The organism is Salibaculum sp. (genome assembly GCF_035270045.1).
Classification (GTDB): domain Bacteria; phylum Pseudomonadota; class Alphaproteobacteria; order Rhodobacterales; family Rhodobacteraceae; genus Salibaculum.
This window is the reverse complement of the sequence record NZ_DATFIP010000076.1, coordinates 19197-39802: the sequence shown is the minus strand read 5'-3', so window position 1 is coordinate 39802 and position 20606 is coordinate 19197. Positions and strand designations below refer to the sequence as shown.

Annotated in this window: 20 protein-coding genes and 1 tRNA gene; 12 read left to right on the top strand and 9 right to left on the bottom strand. The window is 66.6% G+C overall.

Features of this window, described 5'->3' with window-relative positions; translation table 11 throughout:
* Nucleotides 1-27: 27 nt before the first annotated feature.
* Nucleotides 28-2889 (bottom strand): excinuclease ABC subunit UvrA, encoded by a 2862-nt coding sequence (gene uvrA / locus VJ897_RS12535; protein WP_324056030.1) that lies wholly within the window; start codon nucleotides 2887-2889, stop codon nucleotides 28-30.
* 163 nt (nucleotides 2890-3052) lie between these two features.
* Between uvrA and VJ897_RS12530 the strand changes: the two genes are divergently transcribed.
* Entirely contained in the window at nucleotides 3053-3412 is a 360-nt protein-coding gene (locus tag VJ897_RS12530; protein ID WP_324056029.1) for a rhodanese-like domain-containing protein, read from the top strand.
* Between the two features lie 96 nt (nucleotides 3413-3508).
* Nucleotides 3509-5947, top strand: coding sequence for a VWA domain-containing protein (locus VJ897_RS12525; protein WP_324056028.1), 2439 nt, complete (start codon nucleotides 3509-3511; stop codon nucleotides 5945-5947).
* A gap of 84 nt (nucleotides 5948-6031) precedes the next feature.
* Here VJ897_RS12525 and VJ897_RS12520 read toward each other — a convergent pair whose 3' ends face one another.
* The 4 genes from VJ897_RS12520 to VJ897_RS12505 form a co-directional block, all read right to left on the bottom strand.
* Entirely contained in the window at nucleotides 6032-6598 is a 567-nt protein-coding gene (locus tag VJ897_RS12520; protein WP_324056027.1) for a DUF4167 domain-containing protein, read from the bottom strand.
* Between the two features lie 201 nt (nucleotides 6599-6799).
* A complete protein-coding gene (gene prmC, locus VJ897_RS12515; protein ID WP_324056026.1) occupies nucleotides 6800-7570 on the bottom strand; it encodes a peptide chain release factor N(5)-glutamine methyltransferase in 771 nt (256 codons plus the stop codon).
* The gene (gene prfA, locus VJ897_RS12510; protein WP_324056025.1) at nucleotides 7567-8622 is read right to left on the bottom strand and encodes a peptide chain release factor 1; all 1056 of its coding nucleotides are present in this window, start codon (nucleotides 8620-8622) and stop codon (nucleotides 7567-7569) included. Before prfA ends, prmC begins: the two co-directional genes overlap by 4 nt.
* A 15-nt stretch (nucleotides 8623-8637) precedes the next feature.
* Complete coding sequence (locus VJ897_RS12505; protein ID WP_324056024.1) at nucleotides 8638-9114, bottom strand: DUF1499 domain-containing protein; 477 nt, start codon at nucleotides 9112-9114, stop codon at nucleotides 8638-8640.
* Between the two features lie 109 nt (nucleotides 9115-9223).
* Here VJ897_RS12505 and mazG point away from each other — a divergent pair, with 109 nt between their 5' ends.
* Both mazG and VJ897_RS12495 read left to right on the top strand, forming a co-directional pair.
* A complete protein-coding gene (gene mazG, locus VJ897_RS12500) occupies nucleotides 9224-10042 on the top strand; it encodes a nucleoside triphosphate pyrophosphohydrolase (protein WP_324056023.1) in 819 nt (272 codons plus the stop codon).
* Between the two features lie 63 nt (nucleotides 10043-10105).
* Nucleotides 10106-10357, top strand: a complete 252-nt coding sequence (locus VJ897_RS12495; protein WP_324056022.1) for a hypothetical protein — start codon at nucleotides 10106-10108, stop codon at nucleotides 10355-10357.
* Nucleotides 10358-10559: 202 nt separating this feature from the next.
* Here the strand turns inward: VJ897_RS12495 and VJ897_RS12490 are convergent, their stop codons facing one another.
* From VJ897_RS12490 to VJ897_RS12475, 4 genes are read right to left on the bottom strand one after another with little or no spacing between them, the layout of a single operon-like run.
* Nucleotides 10560-11342, bottom strand: coding sequence for an ion channel (locus VJ897_RS12490; RefSeq protein ID WP_324056021.1), 783 nt, complete (start codon nucleotides 11340-11342; stop codon nucleotides 10560-10562).
* Between the two features lie 53 nt (nucleotides 11343-11395).
* The gene (locus VJ897_RS12485; RefSeq protein WP_324056020.1) at nucleotides 11396-13210 is read right to left on the bottom strand and encodes an ABC-F family ATP-binding cassette domain-containing protein; all 1815 of its coding nucleotides are present in this window, start codon (nucleotides 13208-13210) and stop codon (nucleotides 11396-11398) included.
* A 9-nt stretch (nucleotides 13211-13219) separates the two neighbouring features.
* A complete protein-coding gene (locus tag VJ897_RS12480) occupies nucleotides 13220-14041 on the bottom strand; it encodes a GNAT family N-acetyltransferase (protein WP_324056019.1) in 822 nt (273 codons plus the stop codon).
* Between the two features lie 56 nt (nucleotides 14042-14097).
* Entirely contained in the window at nucleotides 14098-14565 is a 468-nt protein-coding gene (locus VJ897_RS12475; protein WP_324056018.1) for an outer membrane protein assembly factor BamE, read from the bottom strand.
* A gap of 118 nt (nucleotides 14566-14683) precedes the next feature.
* Between VJ897_RS12475 and VJ897_RS12470 the strand changes: the two genes are divergently transcribed.
* From VJ897_RS12470 to VJ897_RS12435, 8 genes are all read left to right on the top strand, one after another.
* On the top strand, nucleotides 14684-15271 hold the full coding sequence (locus tag VJ897_RS12470) for a YceD family protein (RefSeq protein WP_324056017.1): 588 nt from the start codon (nucleotides 14684-14686) through the stop codon (nucleotides 15269-15271).
* A gap of 190 nt (nucleotides 15272-15461) precedes the next feature.
* The gene (rpmF, locus tag VJ897_RS12465) at nucleotides 15462-15668 is read left to right on the top strand and encodes a 50S ribosomal protein L32 (protein WP_084862078.1); all 207 of its coding nucleotides are present in this window, start codon (nucleotides 15462-15464) and stop codon (nucleotides 15666-15668) included.
* A gap of 22 nt (nucleotides 15669-15690) precedes the next feature.
* Nucleotides 15691-16857 carry a phosphate acyltransferase PlsX gene (plsX, locus tag VJ897_RS12460; protein ID WP_324056016.1) on the top strand — a complete coding sequence of 389 codons (1167 nt, stop codon included), beginning with the start codon at nucleotides 15691-15693 and terminating at the stop codon, nucleotides 16855-16857.
* Nucleotides 16854-17825, top strand: coding sequence for a beta-ketoacyl-ACP synthase III (locus VJ897_RS12455; protein WP_324056015.1), 972 nt, complete (start codon nucleotides 16854-16856; stop codon nucleotides 17823-17825). Before plsX ends, VJ897_RS12455 begins: the two co-directional genes overlap by 4 nt.
* A gap of 91 nt (nucleotides 17826-17916) precedes the next feature.
* Nucleotides 17917-18219 (top strand): integration host factor subunit alpha, encoded by a 303-nt coding sequence (ihfA, locus tag VJ897_RS12450; RefSeq protein ID WP_324056014.1) that lies wholly within the window; start codon nucleotides 17917-17919, stop codon nucleotides 18217-18219.
* Nucleotides 18220-18231: 12 nt separating this feature from the next.
* Complete coding sequence (locus tag VJ897_RS12445; protein ID WP_324056013.1) at nucleotides 18232-18975, top strand: MerR family transcriptional regulator; 744 nt, start codon at nucleotides 18232-18234, stop codon at nucleotides 18973-18975.
* A 74-nt stretch (nucleotides 18976-19049) separates the two neighbouring features.
* Nucleotides 19050-19126: transfer RNA gene (locus VJ897_RS12440), tRNA-Pro, on the top strand.
* An 88-nt stretch (nucleotides 19127-19214) separates the two neighbouring features.
* A complete protein-coding gene (locus tag VJ897_RS12435) occupies nucleotides 19215-20291 on the top strand; it encodes a 2'-deoxycytidine 5'-triphosphate deaminase (protein ID WP_324056012.1) in 1077 nt (358 codons plus the stop codon).
* The last annotated feature ends 315 nt before the right edge of the window (nucleotides 20292-20606 follow it).

Below are 20606 nucleotides of genomic sequence, written 5' to 3'. Positions count from 1 at the left end.
TTCAGGCGCAAAAGATCGGGGGCGGCGCTATTCGGCGGCGACCTTTTTCTTTTGCGCCAGCATGGGCTTGAGGTAACGGCCCGTGTGGCTTCCGACCACCTCGGCCACCCGTTCCGGCGTGCCGGTCGCCACCACCTGCCCGCCGCCGTCGCCCCCCTCGGGGCCGATGTCGATGATGTGATCGGCGGTCTTGATGACGTCGAGGTTGTGCTCGATCACCACAACCGTATTGCCCTGCTCGACCAGTTCGTGCAGCACCTCCAGCAGCTTCTTGACGTCGGCGAAATGCAGGCCGGTGGTCGGCTCATCCAGGATGTAGAGCGTCCGGCCCGTGGATCGTTTGCTCAGTTCCTTGGACAGTTTGACACGCTGGGCCTCGCCGCCCGATAGCGTCGTGGCCTGCTGGCCCACCTTGATGTAACCCAGCCCGACGCGCATCAGTGCGTCCATCTTTTCACGGATCGACGGCACGGCCTTGAAAAACGCCTGCGCCTCTTCAACCGTCATATCAAGAACATCTGCTATGCTCTTGCCTTTGAAGCGAATTTCAAGGGTTTCCCGGTTGTAGCGCGCACCCTTGCAGGTCTCGCATTCGACGTAGACATCCGGCAGGAAGTGCATCTCGATCTTGATGACGCCGTCGCCCTGGCACGCCTCGCAGCGCCCGCCCTTGACGTTGAAGCTGAAGCGCCCCGGCTTGTAGCCGCGCGCCTTGGCCTCGGGCAGGCCGGCGAACCAGTCGCGAATCGGGGTGAAGGCCCCGGTGTAAGTGGCTGGATTCGAACGCGGAGTTCGCCCGATGGGCCGTTGGTCGATGTCGATGACCTTGTCCAGGTGTTCCAGACCCTTGATCGTCTCGCAGGGCGCGGGGGTCTGGCGCGCGCCGTTCAGCCGCATCGAAGCGGTCTTGAACAGGGTTTCGATGGTCAGGGTCGACTTGCCGCCGCCGGACACGCCCGTCACGCAGACGAACTTGCCCAGCGGAAAGTCCACGTCGATGGCCTGCAGGTTGTTGCCGGTGGCCTTCTTGACCGTCACCTTCTTCTTGTTGCCTTTGCGCCGGTCGGCGGGGATGGCGATTTCGCGCCGACCGGCCAGGTAGTCGCCGGTGACGCTCTCGGGCGTGTCCATGACCTGTTGCGGCGTACCCTGGGCGATGATCTCGCCCCCGTGCACCCCGGCGCCCGGGCCGATATCGAGCACGAAGTCCGCCTCGCGGATCGCCTCCTCGTCGTGTTCCACGACGATCACCGTGTTGCCCTGGTCGCGCAGGTTCTTGAGCGTGGTCAGCAACCGGTCATTGTCGCGCTGGTGCAACCCGATCGAGGGTTCATCCAGCACGTAGAGCACCCCGGTCAGGCCGGACCCGATCTGGCTGGCCAGGCGAATCCGCTGGCTTTCCCCGCCTGACAACGTGCCGGCATTGCGGCTGAGCGTCAGGTAATCGAGGCCCACATTGTTCAGGAATCCCAGCCGCTCGCGGATTTCCTTGAGAATCGCGCGGGCGATCTCGTTTTTCTGCCGCGTCAGGCTTTCGGGGACGCTGTCTATCCAGTCCAGCGCCTCCTTGATGGACATCTCGACCACCTGGCCCACGTGCAACCCGGCGATCTTGACCGCCAGGGCTTCGTCGCGCAGCCGGTAGCCGCCGCAGGTGCCGCAGGGGCGATTGTTCTGGTAGCGCTCGAATTCCTCGCGGATCCACGCGCTGTCCGTCTCGCGGTAGCGACGCTCCATGTTGGGGATCACCCCTTCGAAGCTGCGCGTGACCTCGTAGACACGGCCGCCCTCGTCGTACCGGAACTTTATCTCCTCGTCGCCCGACCCGTAGAGAAAAACCTGCTGCACCTTTTCGGGCAGGTCCTTCCAGCGCGTGCCCCGATCGAATTCGTAATGGCGGGCGATGGCCTCGATGGTCTGCAGGAAATAGGGCGACTTGCCCTTGCGCCAGGGCGCGATGGCCCCGTTGCCAAGGGTGAGCGTCGCGTCGGGCACCATCAGCGCGGGATCGAAGAACAGCTCGACCCCGAGCCCGTCGCAGGACGGGCAGGCCCCGAAGGGCGCATTGAAGGAAAACAGGCGCGGTTCGATCTCGGGGATGGTGAAGCCGCTGACCGGGCAGGCGAAATTCTCGGAAAAGGTGATCCGCTCGGGGTCGCCGTCGCGCGGGGCGGTCTCCAGCACCGCGATTCCGTCGGCAAGATCCAGCGCGGTGCGGAAACTGTCGGCCAGCCGCGTCTCAAGCCCCTCGCGCACCACGATGCGATCCACCACCACGTCGATGTCATGGCGAAACTTCTTGTCCAGCGTGGGCGGTTCGTCCAGTTCGTGGAAGTCCCCGTCCACCTTGACGCGCTGAAAGCCCTGCTTGCGCAGTTCGAGGAATTCCTTGCGATACTCGCCCTTGCGGTCGCGGATGATCGGGGCCAGCAAGTAGCCGCGCGTGCCCTCTTCCATCGCCATGACGCGATCGACCATGTCCTGCACCTGCTGGGCCTCGATGGGCTGGCCGGTGGCCGGGGAATAGGGCGTGCCGACGCGGGCGAACAGGAGCCGCATGTAATCGTAGATTTCCGTCACCGTGCCGACGGTCGAGCGGGGATTCTTGCTGGTGGTCTTCTGTTCGATGGAAATCGCCGGGGACAGGCCGTTGATATGGTCCATGTCCGGCTTTTCCATCATGTCGAGGAACTGCCGCGCATAGGCGCTCAGGCTTTCGACATAGCGGCGCTGCCCCTCGGCATAAACCGTGTCGAAGGCCAGCGAGGACTTTCCGGACCCCGACAGGCCGGTGATGACGACCAGTTCGTCGCGCGGAATATCGACATCGATATTCTTCAGATTGTGTTCGCGCGCGCCGCGCACCTCGATGTATTTCAACTCGGCCATGCTCGCCCCCGGTCATCCCCTCAACAGATAGTGGAGCGTCGGAGAGTCTCCAACCAAAAAATGAGAACGTTTTGCGAACACGCGCCAATGCGTCGCCGCACCCCTTTACATTACGCTTTTATAATATATCTGCTTGTCACAACAGCGATCAGGAGATACCCCGATGATGAACATGTTCCAATCCGGCCCGAGTGTGGGCCGCATCGCCCCCGCAGAGGCCATCGCCCAGGTGGCCGACGGCACCCTGACCCTTGTCGATATCCGCGATCCGGCCGAACGCAGCATGACCGGCGTGGCCAGGGGCGCCGTGGCGATCCCGCTGTCGACCTTCCAGATGAAGGCCGATCCGCGCAGCCCCGAGCATCACGCCGACCTGAAGGCGGACAAGCCGGTGGCGCTTTATTGTGCCTCTGGCGCACGTAGCCAGATGGCCGCGCAGGCCATGCTCCGGATGGGGTATTCCGAGGTCTACAACCTTGGCGGGCTGCACGACTGGACCCGTGCGGGGGGCGCGCTGGACTGACCGCCGGTCGGGTCTATCGCGCCCAGACAGGACTTGGCCGAAACGCCCCGCGCGTGCTTAACTCCGCCTGAATGGATTTTCAGGCGGAGTTTTATCATGATGCGCGTCCTTGCCCTTTGTATTGCGAGCCTGTTGCCGGTGGCGGCCCTCGCCCAGGACCGGCCAAACACGATCCTCGTCCTGGACGGGTCCGGGTCGATGTGGGGACAGATTGACGGGGTTAACAAGATCGTCATCGCGCGCGAGGTCGTGGGCACGATCCTCGATGACTTCCCGCAAGAGGAAAACCTTGGCCTGACGGTCTATGGCCACCGCACCCGCGGCGACTGTTCGGATATCGAGACCATCGTCGCCCCCGGTCCGGGCACGGCCGGGGCGATCCGCGAGGCGGTGAACAGGATCAACCCGCGCGGCAAGACGCCGATGACCGACGCCGTGATCGCCGCCGCCGAGGCCCTGCGCTATACCGAGGAAGAAGCGACGGTGATCCTTGTCTCCGACGGGATCGAGACCTGCAACCCTGACCCCTGCGCCGCGGCACGCGCCCTCGCGCAGGCCGGGATCGGCTTTACCGCCCATGTTGTCGGCTTTGACGTGACCGACCCGGAGGCGCTGTCGCAGATGCAATGCCTGGCCGAGGAAACCGGCGGCAGCTTCACCACGGCCGCCAACGCCGAGGAACTGACCAGTGCACTAAAAACCGTGGCCGTGGCTCCCGAACCGGAGCCGGAGCCTTTGGTCGTCCCGGTGACGTTCTCCGCCCTTCTGGACGATGACAGCCTGATCGAAGAGCCGGTGATCTGGGACGTGACCGGCGAGTCCGGCCCAGAGGCCGAGGGCGAGGTGGCCAACCCGCTTGACCTGGACCTGCGCGAAGGCGCCTACACCGCCACGGCCTACTGGACCGCGCAGGAAATCGAGCAGAGCACGCAGTTCGTCGTCGTTGGCGAAGGCCGCGAGGTCACGCTTGCCTTCGAGGCTCCGGCCCCCTCGGCCCGCGTCATTGCCCCGGCCAGCGCAGCGCAAGGCGACACCATCGAGATCGGCTGGGACGGCCCCAACGAGGATCGCGATTACATCACCGTCTCGGAGCCCGGCGCCGACGGCTACGTCAACTATACCTACACCCGCGAGGGCAACCCGTTGATGCTGCAGCTGCCCTCCGAGCCGGGCAACTACGAGGTGCGCTACGTCCGACGCGACGGGCGCGAGGTGCTCGCACGCGCCGACATCGCCGTGACCCCGGTGGCGGCTTCGGTCAGCGGCCCCGCCGAGGCCGGGATCGCCGCGGAGGTGCCGATCGAATGGTCGGGGCCGGACTATGACAGCGATTATGTGACCGTCTCGGAGCCGGGCGCCGACGGCTACATCAACTACGTCTATACCCGCGAGGGCACCCCCGCGACGCTCAAGATGCCCTCGCGGCCGGGGGATTACGAAATCCGCTACATCATGCGCCAGGACCGGCGGGTCATGGCAACCGCGCCGATCACCGTAACCGATGAGGTCGCCACCCTGGACGCGCCCGACCAGGCCGAGCGCGGCGCCGAGATTGCCGTGGACTGGCAGGGGCCCGACCGCGACAGGGATTACCTGACCGTCTCGGTGCCGGGCGAGGACGGCTACGTAAACTTCGTCTATACTCGCGACGGTGCGCCGGCGACGCTCACCATGCCCTCCGAGCCGGGCGACTACGAAATCCGTTACGTCCTTCGGCAGGACCGCGAAGTCCTCGCCAGCCGCCCCATCACGGTCACGGATGTGGAGGTGGTGCTGGACGGGCCCGAAAACGCGGTTGCGGGCGACACGATCCCTGTGGACTGGGTCGGGCCGGACTACGAGGGCGATTACCTGACGGTCTCGCGGCCGGACGACGACGGATACGAGAATTTCGTCTATACCGAGGGCGGCAATCCGGCGATGCTGCAGATGCCGGTCGCCCCGGGCGACTATGAACTGCGCTACGTCCTGCGGCAGGACCGGCAGGTCCTGGCCAGCCAGCCCATCAGCGTGACCCCGCTCAAGGCCACGCTGGATGCCCAGGAAAGCGCCTCGATGGGGGCCACGATTCCCGTCACCTGGGAAGGGCCGGACTACGAGGGCGATTACCTGACGGTCTCGCGGCCGGACGATGATGGATACGAGAATTTCGTCTATACCGAGGGCGGCAATCCCGGCCAGCTGACCATGCCGGTGGAGCCGGGCGACTACGAGATCCGATATGTCGTGCGCCAGGACCGGACCGTGGCCGCGCGCCGGCCCATCACGGTCAATTCGATCGACGTGCTGCTGACCCATGACGCGACCGCCGAGGCCGGTGGCACGCTGACCGTAGGCTGGGTTGGGCCGGATTACTCGAACGACTATATCTCGATCTCGCGGGTGGGAGACGACGGCTACGAAACCTACAGCTACAGCCGCAGCGGCAATCCGGTCGAAATCACGGTGCCCGAGGCGCCCGGCGACTACGAGGTACGCTATATCCTGAGGCAGGATCGTACCATCGCGGCCCGCTCGGCCCTGACGGTGGAATAGGCAGCACAAAAAAGGGCGGCCCCTCGAGGCCGCCCCGCCGGAGCCGTCCTGCGCGACGCGCCGCCGGCCCCGAAGGGTCGCGGACTACTCTGCCGCCTTGGTCGTGTCGCCGTTGCCGCCCGACCCATCAGAGTCGTCACGGTCCTTGCCGTCCGACCCCGTGGACCCGTTGCCACCCTGCGGCGGCTTGGGCTTGCGCGGCTTGCGCTTTGGTTTGGGCTTGGGCTCGGGTTTGGATTCCGGCGTCTCGACAAGGCCGCTGTCCTCGCCTTGCGGCTCGGGTTGCTGCTCGGCCTCTCCCGCCGCCGCGGCCTCTTGCGCCCTGAGCCGATCTGCCCGCTCGCGGTCGCGCTCGGCCTGGCGTTCGCGGTTCTGGCGCTCTTGTTCTTCGCGCTTGGAGTCGACTTCGCGTTGGGCCTCGGCCAGCAGACGCAGGTAGTGTTCTGCGTGCTGCGCGAAGTTCTCGGCATTCACGCGGTCACCCGAGAGCACCGCGTCACGGTGCAGCTGCTGATACTTGTCGATGATCTGCTGCGGCGTGCCACGCACCTTGCCCTCGGGCCCCGAGCTATCGAACACCCGGTTGATGACATTGCCGCCCGAAGGCCTGTTGTTGCGGTTTTTCCGCGACCTGGATCGTGAGGATTTCATGAATGTAAGGTTCCGGCCTGTTTTTTTCTCGCGGCCCGACCCCGCCTCGTGCGGGGGTCTTTATTGCAAATACTGGCCTGCGATGTCTTGGCGATCATCGAAGAGCGGGTCTGGCCCACGTCCATTCGATAAACCTGACTAAGCATTGAGAGAGGCACTCCGCAAGGGGATTCGGAAAAAAAGACCGTTCCGGAGGCCCGATCAGGGGCCTGTAGGTGCCAGTGTGCCGATGACGACACGGTCACGTCCGTCAAGATCAGGGGCGATCCGCACCCGTTCCAAGCCTGCCGCCTGCATCAGAGCGCGCACCGCAGGCCCCTGGGTCGGGCCGATTTCCAGCATCAGCCGTCCGCCGGGGGCCAGGCGGGCGGGCGCCCCGGCAACGATCGCGCGGTAGGCCGTCAGCCCGTCGGCACCGTCAGTCAGGGCCATTCGGGGCTCGAAAGCCAATTCGCGTTGCAGCCCTGCCATTTCGTCCGCCGCGATGTAGGGCGGGTTCGACACGATCAGGTCGAACGGCCCATCGACCGCGTTCCACCAGTCCGAGAGGACCAGCGCCACCCTTTCGGCCACCCCCAGCCGTTCGGCATTGCGCGCGGCCACCGCCAGCGCCGCCTGCGACAGGTCGGTGCCCGTGCCCCGCGCCGCCGGGCGCGCGGCCAGCAGGCTCAGCAGGATGCAGCCGGTGCCTGTCCCCAGGTCGAGCACCCGCTCGAAGCCGTCCTCCAGCGCCGCGGCCACCAGGGTTTCGGTCTCGGGCCGGGGGTCCAGCACATCCGCCGTCACCTCGAAGCGGTGCTCCCAGAAATCGCGGTAGCCCAGGATATGGGACATCGGCTCGCCCCGGCAGCGCCGCGCCACCATGTCGGCCAGACTCTGCCCTGCCGCTTCCCGGGCCAGCTTGCGCGCCTCGCGCCGGGAATCGGGGATGCCGACCTCGGCAAGCCGGACCGCGGCCTCGGCCTCGGTCACGCACCCATCTCGGCGAGTTGCCTGGCCTGGGCATCCTGGACCAGGGCGTCGATGATCTCGTCGAGATCGCCACCCATCACCTTGTCCAGCGCATATAGCGTCAGGTTGATGCGATGGTCGGTCATGCGCCCCTGGGGAAAGTTGTAGGTGCGGATGCGTTCGGACCGGTCGCCGCTGCCGACCTGCGTGGCGCGGGCCTGTGCGCGGTCGTCGTCCACCTTTTGCCGTTCCATGTCGAACAAACGGGTCTTGAGCACCTTCATCGCGATCTCGCGGTTGCGGTGCTGGGACTTCTCGGAACTCGTGACGACGATCCCGGTGGGTAAATGCGTGATCCGCACTGCCGAGTCGGTGGTGTTCACGTGCTGTCCACCAGACCCGGAGCTGCGCATCGTGTCGATCCGCAGGTCATTGGGGTCGATGCGGATGTCCACGTCCTCGGCCTCGGGGAGAACGGCAACCGTGGCCGCCGAGGTATGGATTCGCCCGCCGCTTTCGGTTTCCGGCACGCGTTGCACGCGGTGCACGCCGGATTCGAACTTCAACCGGGCAAAGACGCTGTCACCGCTGATCCGGGCCGTGACGTCCTTGATGCCGCCCAGTTCCGTCTGGGCCTCTTCGAGAACCTCGAATTTCCAGCCGCGCGCTTCGGCGTAGCGCTGGTACATGCGCAGCAGGTCGCCCGCGAACAGCGCCGCCTCCTCGCCACCTGTTCCGGGGCGTATCTCCACGATGGCCGGCCGACTGTCGGCTGCATCGCGCGGCAGCAGGGCAAGTTTGACCGCCTGTTCCATCTGCGGAAGCCTCTCGCGCAACTCCCCGAGTTCCGCCTCTGCCATTTCCTTCATTTCGGGGTCGCTCAGCATGGTCTCGGCGCCGGCGATCTCGTCCACAAGGGCCTGGTAGGCGCGCAGAGTCTCGACCACCGGGCGCAATTCGGCGTATTCGCGGCTGACGGCCACGAAATCGTCGCCGGACAACCCCTCGGCCATGCGGGCCTCAAGGTATTCGAAACGGTCGATGATCTGGTGCAGCCGGTCCCGGGGTATCATGGCGCAGGCTCTTGCCTATTCGGCGGGGCTTTGCAAGACCCCGGCGGGCAGCGCGTCCATCCAGCCACGCACCCGCGCACCGTTCACGCCCATGTCCGATTGACCAAAACGCAGCCGTGCATGGATCGTCAGGGTCGTGGCCCCGCCCGCCTGGGGGTCGTTCCGCGTCAGGTAGACCGTGGTGTAGTCGGGAAATCCCCAGAACGCCGATCGGGTGACATAGGTCACGAATCCATCCTCCGCGGACCCCGCCAGAACGCGCGTGCGCGGCGTGTCCTGCGCAACCGCATCAAGCGTGGTCATGACGGTTTGCGGGTCGCCCTCGACGACGCGCCGAGCGGTAAAGCCCCCCTGCGTCGGACTGTCTCCGGGCGGGCCCGGCGTGACAAAGCGGTGCCAGCGGTCGGCGTCGCTCGGGGCGAGACGGACGTACCCGGCCATCGCCACGAGGGCAACGCCGAGGACGACAACAAAGACGGCAATCCAGCGCATGTCCGCAACATAGGGCACCTGCCCCCGGTTTGACAGGCCCCCTGCCCCGATCCGGCCTTGGCGTCCGGACTGACAGTGTTAGGCTTGCTCCAGACGCCGGGAGACCGCCATGAGCAAAGATCTGATCCGCGACACAAGGCCCGGGGTCCAGATGGACCGGCTTCTGGAAATCATGCGCCGCCTGCGCGACCCGGAAACTGGCTGCCCCTGGGACGTGGAACAGACCTTCGAGACCATCGCCCCCTATACCATCGAAGAAGCCCACGAGGTCGCCGACGCCATTGCGCGCGAGGACATGGCCGACCTGAAGGGCGAGTTGGGCGACCTGCTGTTCCAAGCGGTCTTTCACGCGCAGATGGCCGAAGAGGCCGGGCATTTCAGCTTTGCCGAGGTCGCGGGTGCCATGTCCGACAAGATGGTCGCGCGGCACCCGCATGTCTTCGGGGCCGACAACCGCGAGAAATCCGCCGAACAGCAGACCCGCGACTGGGAGGCGGTAAAGGCCGCCGAACGCGCCCACCGCGGCGAAACCCGCACGCTGGACGGGGTCGCCATGGGCCTGCCAGCCCTGCTGCGCGCCCTGAAACTGCAAAAACGCGCGGCACGGGTCGGCTTCGACTGGCCCGACGTGAGCCTGGTGATCGACAAGATCGCCGAGGAATCGCGCGAACTCGCCGAAGCGCGCGAGACGCTGGGCACCGACGAAATCGAGGAGGAAATGGGAGATCTGCTTTTCGTGATGGCCAACCTTGCACGACATCTGCAGGTCGATCCCGAGGCCGCGCTGCGCCGCGCCAATGCCAAGTTCCAGCGCCGCTTCGAGGCCATCGAGGATGCCCTGGCCCGCACCGGCAAGACGCCGGGCGACAGCACGCTGGAGGAGATGGACGCGCTCTGGGACGCGGCCAAGATGATGGAAAAAGGCTGATCAGAGGCAAACTGCGGCAGCGTGGCACATAGCGCCACGCGACGCGGTGCTTATCTGGACGGCATGAGCATTCTGACCCCCATTCCCCCCGCCCAGCCCTGGTATGCCAGGACCTTCTACAACCTGCCTGTGATAGGCTGGCTGGCCCGCGACCTCGCTTTCGGTGACAGCGACAACATCTGGTATTTCCTGGTGATCCTGCTGACCGTTCTGGTGCTGTCTGTGGCCACGTGGGGGCTGCCCGCGCTGGTCATGATCGCCCTGACCTATGTGCCGGTCCACATGGCCCTGATGGTGATCCTCGCCCGGCCTTGAGCGATTGCGCCCCTACCCGACATCTTTGCGCTCCGGCGACTTCGGTCCGCGGCGCGGCCATCGCGTTTTGTCCGTCCGTCCGCTGCGCGACAGGTCACTGTCCTGGACTGCACTGACGGACGGGCGCGCTTCTTCGTTGCGTTCGACGTGATCACAGGCACCGCGATCGGGCTGGCCGGCGCCCTGCGCATGGCCCCTTGGCTCAGGTCGCGCCCTCGGTCTCGATCTTCAGTTCCTCGCCGCAATGCTTGCAATGGATCGCGTCGGTGTCGTGCTTTGTCAGCCCGCAGGTCGGACACTTGTGCTTGACCTTGGCGGGCGAAAAGATCGCGCGCACAAGCTGCAGGAACAGACCCACGCCCACCACCATGATTCCCACCGACAGCAGGCGCCCCATGGGGGTCGTCATGGTGATGTCGCCGAACCCGGTGGTCGTCAGGGTCGCCACCGTGAAATAAAGCGCGTCGACGTAGCTGCCGATTCCCGGTTCCTCGGCGCCGCGCAACACGAAGACCAGCGCGGTCATGGCGAAGATGAAGACCAGCAGGTTGAGCGCCGCGACGAACGTGTCCTCGTGGCGCCGGAAGAGCAGCGAATCACGCCGCAGATCACGCATCAGGTGGTAGGAATGCACCAGCCGCAGCACCCGAAGCACGCGCAGCACCACCAGCCCCTGCCCGATGAACGGTGCCATGACCAGGGCGGCCAGGACGATGACATCGACGATCACGTAAAACCGCCGCACGAAACGCAGTTTTCGCTCCGCGATCCAGAACCGCAGCCCCAGGTCCAGCGCGATCAATCCGCCGATAACGGCATCCGCGATCAGCAACTGCCGCGTGATCGGCATGGCCGCCGTGCCCAGGAAGAAGACGATGGTCACGAAGTCGAAGACCAGCAACCCGTAGCGGAACCGCGAAGCGCGCCTGCTGCGCCCCTCGTAAAGCAGCCTGACCCTGTCGCGAAGCGGACGATCCTCAGCCATGCGTGCCCTTTCGATTTGCCGCGATCCCGGGCAGGCTAGCCCGGCCGCGCCGCTCAGTCAGCACCTTCCGCCTTGTCGGCCAGGTGCAGCCATTCCTCCTCGGCCGCGGACAGCCTGCCCTGCCGGTCCTCCAGCGCCTCGGTGGCCTTGCGGAACTTGACCGGATCGCGGGTGAACAACTCGGGATCGGACAGCAGTTCTTCCAGCTTGGTGATCTCGGCTTCCAACCGGTCGATCACCCCGGGCAGCTCCTCCAGCCGATGCTTCTGGGTAAAGGAGAGGCCAGATTGTGCCTTGGGCGCGGGGGCTGACTTGTCCGCCTTGGGTTTCGCTTTCTCGGCGGCCTCCGGCGCCACGGCCTCGCCCCGCTGACCACGGTAATCCGTCCAGCCCCCGGCATAGAGCGTCGCGCGCCCGTCCCCCTCCATCGCCACGGTAGTCGTCGCCACGCGGTCAATGAAATCCCGGTCGTGGCTGACCAACAACACGGTGCCCGCGTAATCGCCCAGGAGGTCCTGCAACAGGTCCAGCGTCTCGATGTCCAGATCGTTGGTCGGCTCGTCCAGCACCAGCAGGTTCGATTCGCGCGCCATCAGCTTGGCCAGCAGCAGCCGCGCCTTTTCCCCGCCCGATAGCGAACGCACCGGCGCGCGGGCCTGGCGTTCGTCGAAAAGGAACTCCTTGAGGTAGCCAACCACATGCTTGGGCTGGCCGCGCACCATGACCTGGTCGGCCTGGCCGCTGACCCGCATCCCGGCATCGCCGGTCAGGCTCTCCCAGAGCGTCATGTCCGGGTCAAGCTGCGCGCGGGCCTGATCGAAGACCGCGACCGCGAGGTTCGTGCCATGCTTGACCCATCCGTCATCTGGGTCAACTTCACCCACCAAAATCTTGATAAGCGTCGTTTTTCCAACCCCGTTAGGGCCAACGAAGGCGACCCGGTCGCCGCGCTGTACCGTCAGGTCCAACCCCGTCACGATGGGCTTGCCGTCGTAGGATTTGACCAGCCCTTCGGCCTCGATCACCTTCTTGCCGCTCTTGGGTCCCTCGTCCAACGCCATGGCGGCCGTGCCCTGGCGACGGATCATCGCCGCGCGCTCGGCCCGCAGGTCCTGAAGCGCCCGCACCCGCCCCTGGTTGCGCTTGCGACGTGCGGAAATCCCCTCGACGGCCCAGCGGGCCTCGGCCTTGATGCGCCGGTCCATCTTGTGGCGCTGCTGGTCCTCTTCTTCCCAGACCTTGTCGCGCCATTCCTCGAAACGGGCAAAGCCGCGCTCCTGCCGGCGCACCTGGCCCCGGTCGATCCAGAGCGTCGCGCGCGTCAGGGCCGACAGAAAGGCCCGGTCGTGGGAAATCAGGACAAATCCGGCTCTTGTCTGCGAAAGTTCGTGTTCCAGCCAGCGGATCGCCTGGATGTCCATGTGGTTGGTCGGCTCGTCCAGCAGCATCAAGTCGGGCGCCTCGGCCATGAGCCGTGCCAGCGCCGCGCGACGCCGTTCCCCGCCCGAGGCAAGGTCCGGGTCCTGGTCCAACTGCACCTTGAGCCCCTCGGCCACGGCTTCGACGCGCCAGGCCTCGCCCGGGTCCAGCGCGGCCGAGGCGAAATCGCCCAGCGTCGCGAAGCCTTCCATCGTCGGGTCCTGTTCCATGTAGCCCACCGAAAGGCCCGGCGGCACCACGCGCGTGCCTTTATCAGGTTCAACAAGGCCGGCCATCACCTTGAGAAGGGTTGATTTTCCCGATCCGTTTCGCCCAACCAAGGCGACCCGGTCCCCGGGCTGCACGACCAATGACAAGTCATCAAAGACCGGGTCACCGCCGAAGGTGAGCGAAATGTCGGAGAGTTGCAGAAGCGGAGCACGAGCCATGGCTGCCTGCTACGCCGAGGCGTTGCCGCCTGCAAGGGCCTGCGCATCTGCGCCGATGCCATCCGGCCATCCGACGCACCGCTCACCCGAGCTTCCGGCCATGAGGCGGAGCGCGCGTGCTCGGGCGGGCGGGATCGCGGCGATCTCAAGCCCTGTGAAGACATGCAGCGTGCCCAGATCCGCGTCGATCACCGCGTGATCGCTGACCCGTCCGCCCATCCCGAGATAACTGCGCAGCAGGGATGGCAGCGCCCCCGCTGCCCCCGGCCCCGGTGCGCCCCTGCCCATCAGCGGCACGGTGCGCGCCGCGCACAGGCCCGGTCGCCAAGTTTCCGGCGCAAGGTGCCGATCGGCCAGCAGGGCAAAGCCCTCGGCATAGGGGGCCGGATCGGTGCCCGGAAAAGACGAGCAACCAAAGAGCATCGACGCCCCGGCACGGTCCACAAGGGCCGTGAGCGCCGCCCAGGCCAGCCGCAGCACGTCCGGGTCGGCGATACCGGGCCGGATACAGAAACGCCCCAACTCGATCAGCGGGCCGGAACGCGCGGCCAGCGGTGCAAGGTCGTAGAACCTGGCGGCATAGCTTTCCGAGACCCCCGCGCCTGTCTCGAAGCGGCGCAACCGAAAGCTGCAGGCGACCGCGCCGTCCCGGTCGCGGACCAGCACGTGACGACAAAGGGAATCGACCGGGTCCGGCGCGCCGCCCGTCCCGGCCCGTTCACCCGGCCCGAAGCAGGTCCGGCGCAGGGCAAGCGCCGCGTCGAGATCCGCGCCGGTCTCGGCAATCCGCGCCGTGTAGCGCCCACGTTCCAGGAGGGGGGGCTGGCTCACCTTCGGGTCCCTGTTCTGCCGGGTCAGCCCATCGCGCGCCGATGCGATCCCGGGCGTCAGCCCCCCGGCGCTTCGAGCAGGCTGCCCGCGTCGAAATTTCCGATCGCACCCAGAAGCTGGCCAAGGAAGCTGGTGTCCTGGATGCCGTCGTCGGTGACACGGCGCGACAGGCGCACCACGCGGCCCTCCTCCAGGCCGAAGCGTTCGATGTTGCGCACCACGCCGCGAGAGTCGAAGCTGACGGCCAGAACCTCGCGCTCGACCTCGGAGGGTTCGGTGAAAGCGAAATGCCGGAACCGGCTCTGGACATAGTAGAAGTTACCGTCGCCCAAGGCGCTGCCCGTGGTGGGCGGACCGGCGATATCTTCGACCGACGCGCGGGTGTCTTCGCCGGGGGTGACCTGCGACAGGATCTCTTGCGGGGGGATGTAACCGTGGGTGCGGTAGATGGCCGTGCATCCGACCGCGGCGCCAAGGGCCACCACGAGGAGCGTCGTCCTGATCCGTTTTCCGGTGCTGCTCATGCTGGCTCCCCTTCAGGTTTCGGCCCGCCCGTCCGGCGGTCACGGTCTTGCGTCCCGCGGCCTTGGCTTTTAACGCAGTTACACTACACCGTCTGCCCTGTTCAAGGCTTAGCCCGCCATGCCCGATCCCGCCACCCTGCCCGAACAGATCATCCGACTGTCCGAACTTCCCGCGCGCAAGCCGCACCGCTTCGCACTGGACATCGACCCGGCGGCCTGCGCGGCCGTGGCCGCGGCCCTGGGGATTCGGGGGGTGCGCAAGCTGCGCTTCGCGGGCGCGCTCTACCCCAAGGGCGGCCGCGACTGGCTGTTGCAGGCCGAGCTGGGCGCAACCGTCATGCAGGACTGCGTGGTCACGCTCGATCCCGTGACCACCCGGATCGACGAAGAGCTTACCCGAGCCTACCTCGCCGATCTCGACCCGCCCGAGGGAACCGAGGTGGAAATTCCGGAAGACGAAAGCGCCGAGCCGCTGCCAGCCGCGCTGGATCTCGGGCAGGTCATGATCGAGGCGCTGGCCCTGGCCTTGCCGCCCTATCCCCGCGCGGCGGGGGCCGAAACCGGTGAAGCCGTCTTCACCGAGCCCGGCAAGGCTCCGCTGCGCGACGCGGACTTGCGGCCCTTCGCCGGACTGGCGGGGCTGCGCGATGCGCTCGATGCGGGCCGCGACAGCGATCCCGACGACCCCCCCGGCGACGCTGACTGAGCCCTGCCCCGCGGTGCGGCGCCAGAAAGGGCTTGCCAAAGCTGGCGATCGAAGTATTTTCGCGGCCTCTTCGGGATCGTGGCTCGACAGGCTGGGGCGTTTGCACTAGACCCCGCTCGAGTCTCCGTATCGGAACAGAATTCACGCCGGCCCCGCGTCACGCGGGCCCAAGCCAAGCAAAGGTCGAGACATGGCTGTCCATCAGAACAAGGTGTCCAAGTCGCGCCGGAACAATCGCCGTTCCCATCATGCGCTGGACGGGGCCAACCCCAACGAATGTCCCTCGTGCGGTGAACTCAAGCGCCCGCATCACGTCTGCCCCGCCTGTGGCCACTACGCCGACCGCGAAGTGATCGCCCAGGCCGACGAGATCGATCTGGACGACGACGCGGCCTGAGCCGCGGTCCGGATCGGTTGACATGACCACGGCAGAACCGTCGAAATTGACCGGCGCTGCGGGCAACCCGTCCGGGGACATCGTTCTATCCATCGACGCCATGGGGGGGGACAAGGGTCCCGCGCCGATCGTCGCGGGCCTTGCGAGGTTCCTCAAGAAGCGCGCCGATGCGCGAATCATCTTGCACGGCGACGAGGCGCAGTTGCGCGACCTGGTGCGCAAGCGCCGGATCGAGGATCGCGTGACTCTCCGCCACGCCCCCGACGTGGTGGCGATGTCCGACAAGCCAAGCCATGTCATGCGACAGGGCCGCAGCAGTTCCATGTGGTCGGCGATCGAGGCGGTGCGCGCGGGCGAAGCGCAGGTCTGCGTCAGCTGCGGCAACACCGGCGCGCTCATGGCGATCTCGATGGTGCGGCTTCGCAAGGTCGACGGGGTCAACCGTCCGGCGATCGCCTGCCTCTGGCCCTCGCGCAACGAAAGCGGCTTCAACATCATGCTGGACGCCGGCGCCGACATTCGCGCCGACCAGGACGACCTGCTGATGTATGCCCTCATGGGGGCGTCCTACGCGCGCAATTCGATGGGGCTGACGCGACCGCGGGTCGGGCTGCTCAACGTGGGCGTCGAGGAACACAAGGGCCGGGCCGAGCTCAAGGTCGCCCAGGACCTGATCGCAAAGGCCGCCGAGCGCGGGGAATACGACTATGTCGGCTTCGTCGAGGGCGGCGACCTGCCCTCGGACCGGGTGGACGTGATCGTGACCGACGGCTTTACCGGAAATGTCGCGCTCAAGACCGGCGAAGGCACCGCCAACATGATCTCGCAGCGCCTGCGCGAGGCTTTCCGAAAGACACCGCTGTCGCGCATTGCCGCGCTGCTGGCGGCAACCTCGCTGCGCCGTCTGAGCAAGCGCATCGATCCGCGCCGGGTCAACGGCGGGGTTTTTCTGGGCCTCAACGGCACCGTCATCAAGAGCCACGGGTCGGCCGACTCGACCGGCGTTCAGGCGGCGGTGGACATGGCCTATCAATTGGCCGCCTCGGGTTTCTCGCACCGGCTGGCCGCGCGGGTTGCATCCGCCGCGGCCCTTGCGCAGGATGGTGCGGAAGTTGGCGCACCCCATGCGGTGGATTTGTCCCCCGCATCACCCGGCGCGCCGAGGGCAAAGGACCGATACAGCACATGACACGCCGGGCTGTCGTACGGGGCATCGGGCACTATCTGCCCGAGCGCGTCGTCGCTAATGCGGAATTCGAAAAAACACTGGACACCACGGATGCGTGGATCCGCAGCCGCTCGGGCATCGAGCGGCGCCATTTCGCCGCCCCGGGCGAGAATACCTCGGACCTGGCCACCCGCGCCGCGCTGGCCGCGCTGGCCAACGCGGGAATGGAGGGCGCCGAGATCGACGCGGTCATCCTGGCCACCTCGACCGCCGACCTGACGTTCCCCTCGGCCGCGACCATGGTGCAAGAGGCAATCGGCAACACGAGCGGCTTTGCCTTCGACGTGCAAGCGGTCTGTGCCGGCTTCGTCTATGCGCTGGCAAATGCCAACGCGCTGATCACCTCGGGCCAGGCCGACAGGGTGCTGGTCATCGGGGCCGAAACCTTCAGCCGGATCATGGACTGGACCGATCGCGGCACCTGCGTGCTGTTCGGCGACGGCGCGGGCGCGCTGGTGCTGGAAGGCGTCGAGGGCACGGGCACCCCCGCCGACAGCGGCATCCTGGCCACGGACCTGAATTCCGACGGGCGCTTCCGCGATCTTCTCTATGTCGACGGCGGCGTCTCCACGGGCAGCGCGGGTGTCCTGCGCATGCAGGGCAAGGAGGTTTTCCGCCACGCGGTCGAGAAACTGGCAACCACGGCCGAAACGGCGCTGGCGCGCGCGGGGCTGACACATGACGACGTGGATTGGGTGGTGCCGCACCAGGCCAACATCCGCATCATCGAGGCCACGGCCAAGAAACTGGCCCTGCCCATGGAGCGCGTGGTGGTGACAGTGCAGGATCACGGCAACACTTCCGCGGCCTCGATCCCGCTGGCGCTTTCTGTCGGCGTGCAGCGCGGCCAGATCAAGCCCGGCGACCTGATCGTCACCGAGGCCATCGGCGGCGGCCTGGCCTGGGGCGCGGTGGTGCTGCGCTGGTAGCGCGAAGCCCCTCTCAATTGCATCGACCAAGTACCTGTTATTGACTCTCTTTTTGCCCTGGGCCTAAAGTATTTCAAAACAGGGGGACGGTATGTCAGAGAAGACGCTTACCAGGATGGATCTTGCCGAGGCCGTCCACGAGGAAGTCGGCCTGTCGCGCAACGAAAGCGCCGAGTTGGTGGAAACCGTTCTGCAGCACATGTCCGATGCCCTGGTAGAGGGCGAGAACGTCAAGATATCGTCCTTCGGCACCTTCTCGATCCGGGACAAGGCCGCGCGCATGGGGCGAAATCCCAAGACCGGAGAAGAGGTGCCGATCTCGCCCCGCCGGGTGCTGAGCTTCCGGCCCAGCCACCTGATGAAGGACCGCGTCGCCCATGGCAACAAGCGCTAGGAACGCAAGGGGATGACCAAGTCCCGCGACGCGTTCCGCACCATTTCGGAGGTGGCCGACTGGCTGGATACCCCGGCCCACGTCCTGCGGTTCTGGGAAAGCAAGTTCACCCAGGTGAAGCCCGTAAAGCGCGCCGGCGGGCGCCGCTACTATCGCCCGCAGGACATGGAATTGCTGGGTGGAATCAAGGCCTTGTTGCATGATGACGGGATGACCATAAAGGGGGTCCAGAAGCTGCTGCGCGAAAAGGGCATCAAGCATGTCGCGGCCATGGGCCGGTCGCTGGACAGGGAAGAAATACCGGACGCCACGGGCGCGCTCGAAGCGGGGCCTGCAAACGCGCCCGACCCGGCGCCAGCCGCGCCCGAACGGCGTCCGGCCCGCGCCACACCGGCGCCCGAGGCCACGCCGCCGCATGTCCACCCTGCCTCTGCCGCCGCCCCGCCCGGAGCGGACAACGTGGTGCCGCTTGCCCCCGGCCCGGACGTTGAAGAGGCCGGCCACGACCGACCCGGGCAGGCCCCTGCCCCGGACTCGCCGGATCGGGACACGCCCGAGACCGGCACGCCCGCCGCCGCCCTGTTGGCCGCGATTCCCGACGATCCGGCCGATTCCGACTCGCGCGCGCGGCCCCGCGTCATGAACGTGCTGCGGCGCATCCCGGACCCCGAGCGCCAGTTGCAGGCCCGCGCCGGCGAGATCGCCCCCCTGCTGGACCGGATGCAGGCCCTGCGCGATCGCATCTCTCAGCGTTGATCGGGGCAATGGGCCTGCAAATCGCCAATTCGCCCTTGCGGTACGGGTCGGATTTAGTATGTAACACGCCTAGTCGGGCTATGGCGCAGCCTGGTAGCGCGTCCGTCTGGGGGACGGAAGGTCGCAGGTTCGAGTCCTGCTAGCCCGACCAACAAAACCGCCCGTCGGCGCACACGCGCGGCGGGCGCTTTTGCATCCGGCACAGGTCTGTCAGGGGGAAGATCAGCATGATAGCGGGGATGGATGCCGGCGTCCTGGCCGACCACCAGATCAAGGCGATGATCGCTGACGCGCGCATCGGCGCCGCCTCGCCCATCCTCAACGACCAGGTGCAGCCGGCCTCGCTCGACCTGCGACTGGGCGACGTGGCCTACAGGGTGCGGGCCTCTTTCCTGCCAGGCAGGGACCGAACGGTGATGCAGCGCCTGGAGGACCTGACCATGCACCGCATCACCCTCACGGGCGGTGCGGTCCTGGAAAAGGGCTGTGTCTATGTCATCCCGCTGATGGAGCACCTCAGGCTGCCCGAGGGCATGACAGCCGCTGCGAGCGCCAAGAGTTCCACCGGCCGGCTGGACCTGATGACCCGCGTCATCACCGACGACGGCGTGGAGTTCGACCGCGTCCCCGAAGGCTACGACGGCCCCCTCTATGCCGAGATCTGCCCGCAGAGCTTCTCGGTGCTGGCCCAGCCGGGCCAGTCGCTCAACCAGGTCATATTCCGGCAGGGCCACACCTTTCTCAGCGATGCCGAACTGGCCGCTGTTCACGCCGAAACCCCCGTGGTCACCGGCGACCCGGTGATTTCCGAGGGGCTCGGGTTCTCGGTGGACCTGCGCCCTGAAAGCGGCGACCTCGTGGGCTATCGCGCCAAGCATCACAGCGGGTTGGTGGACCTGGCACGGGTGAACCACCACGCGCCCGAGGACTACTGGGAAGAGGTGCGCACCTCGCAGGGCCGCATCATCCTGGACCCCGGCGCCTTCTATATCCTGGTCAGCCGCGAAGCGATCAGCATCCCCCCCGGGTACGCTGCCGAGATGGCCCCCTACCTGGCCATGGTGGGCGAGTTCCGGGTTCATTACGCGGGCTTTTTCGACCCCGGCTTCGGCTGGGACGGCGCGGGCGGCGCGGGGTCACGCGGCGTGCTGGAGGTCCGCTGCCACGAGGCGCCCTTCGTGCTGGAACACGGCCAGATCGTCGGGCGGCTGGTCTACGAGCGCATGTCGGCCCGGCCCGCCGCGCTCTACGGCCGGGCGATCAAGTCGAACTACCAGGGCCAGGGGCTGAAACTGTCCAAGCACTTCCGCAGCTGACGGTTTCCGCTCGGCTAAAGGCTCGATCGGTGGCGTTTGTCAGAAGGGCGGATTGCGGAAATCTGCCGCGGTGGCAATCCGATCTCCCAACAACGATTAAGGCCGACATTCAGGGCGGACAAAAGTCGAGTTTCCTTACCCGCTGCCGCACGACCCCTCCGAGCCCTTCGCGGTCAGTCCCGCAAAGGCGCCTGTATCCGGCTTCGTTTGATTACGGACGGCAGGATACCAAGCCAAAGGCCCGGCGGGTCGCCCTCATTCTCGCGAAGCGCTGGCGGAGCGGCTGCGCGATGGTTCGCTCTGAGAATGGCAGGC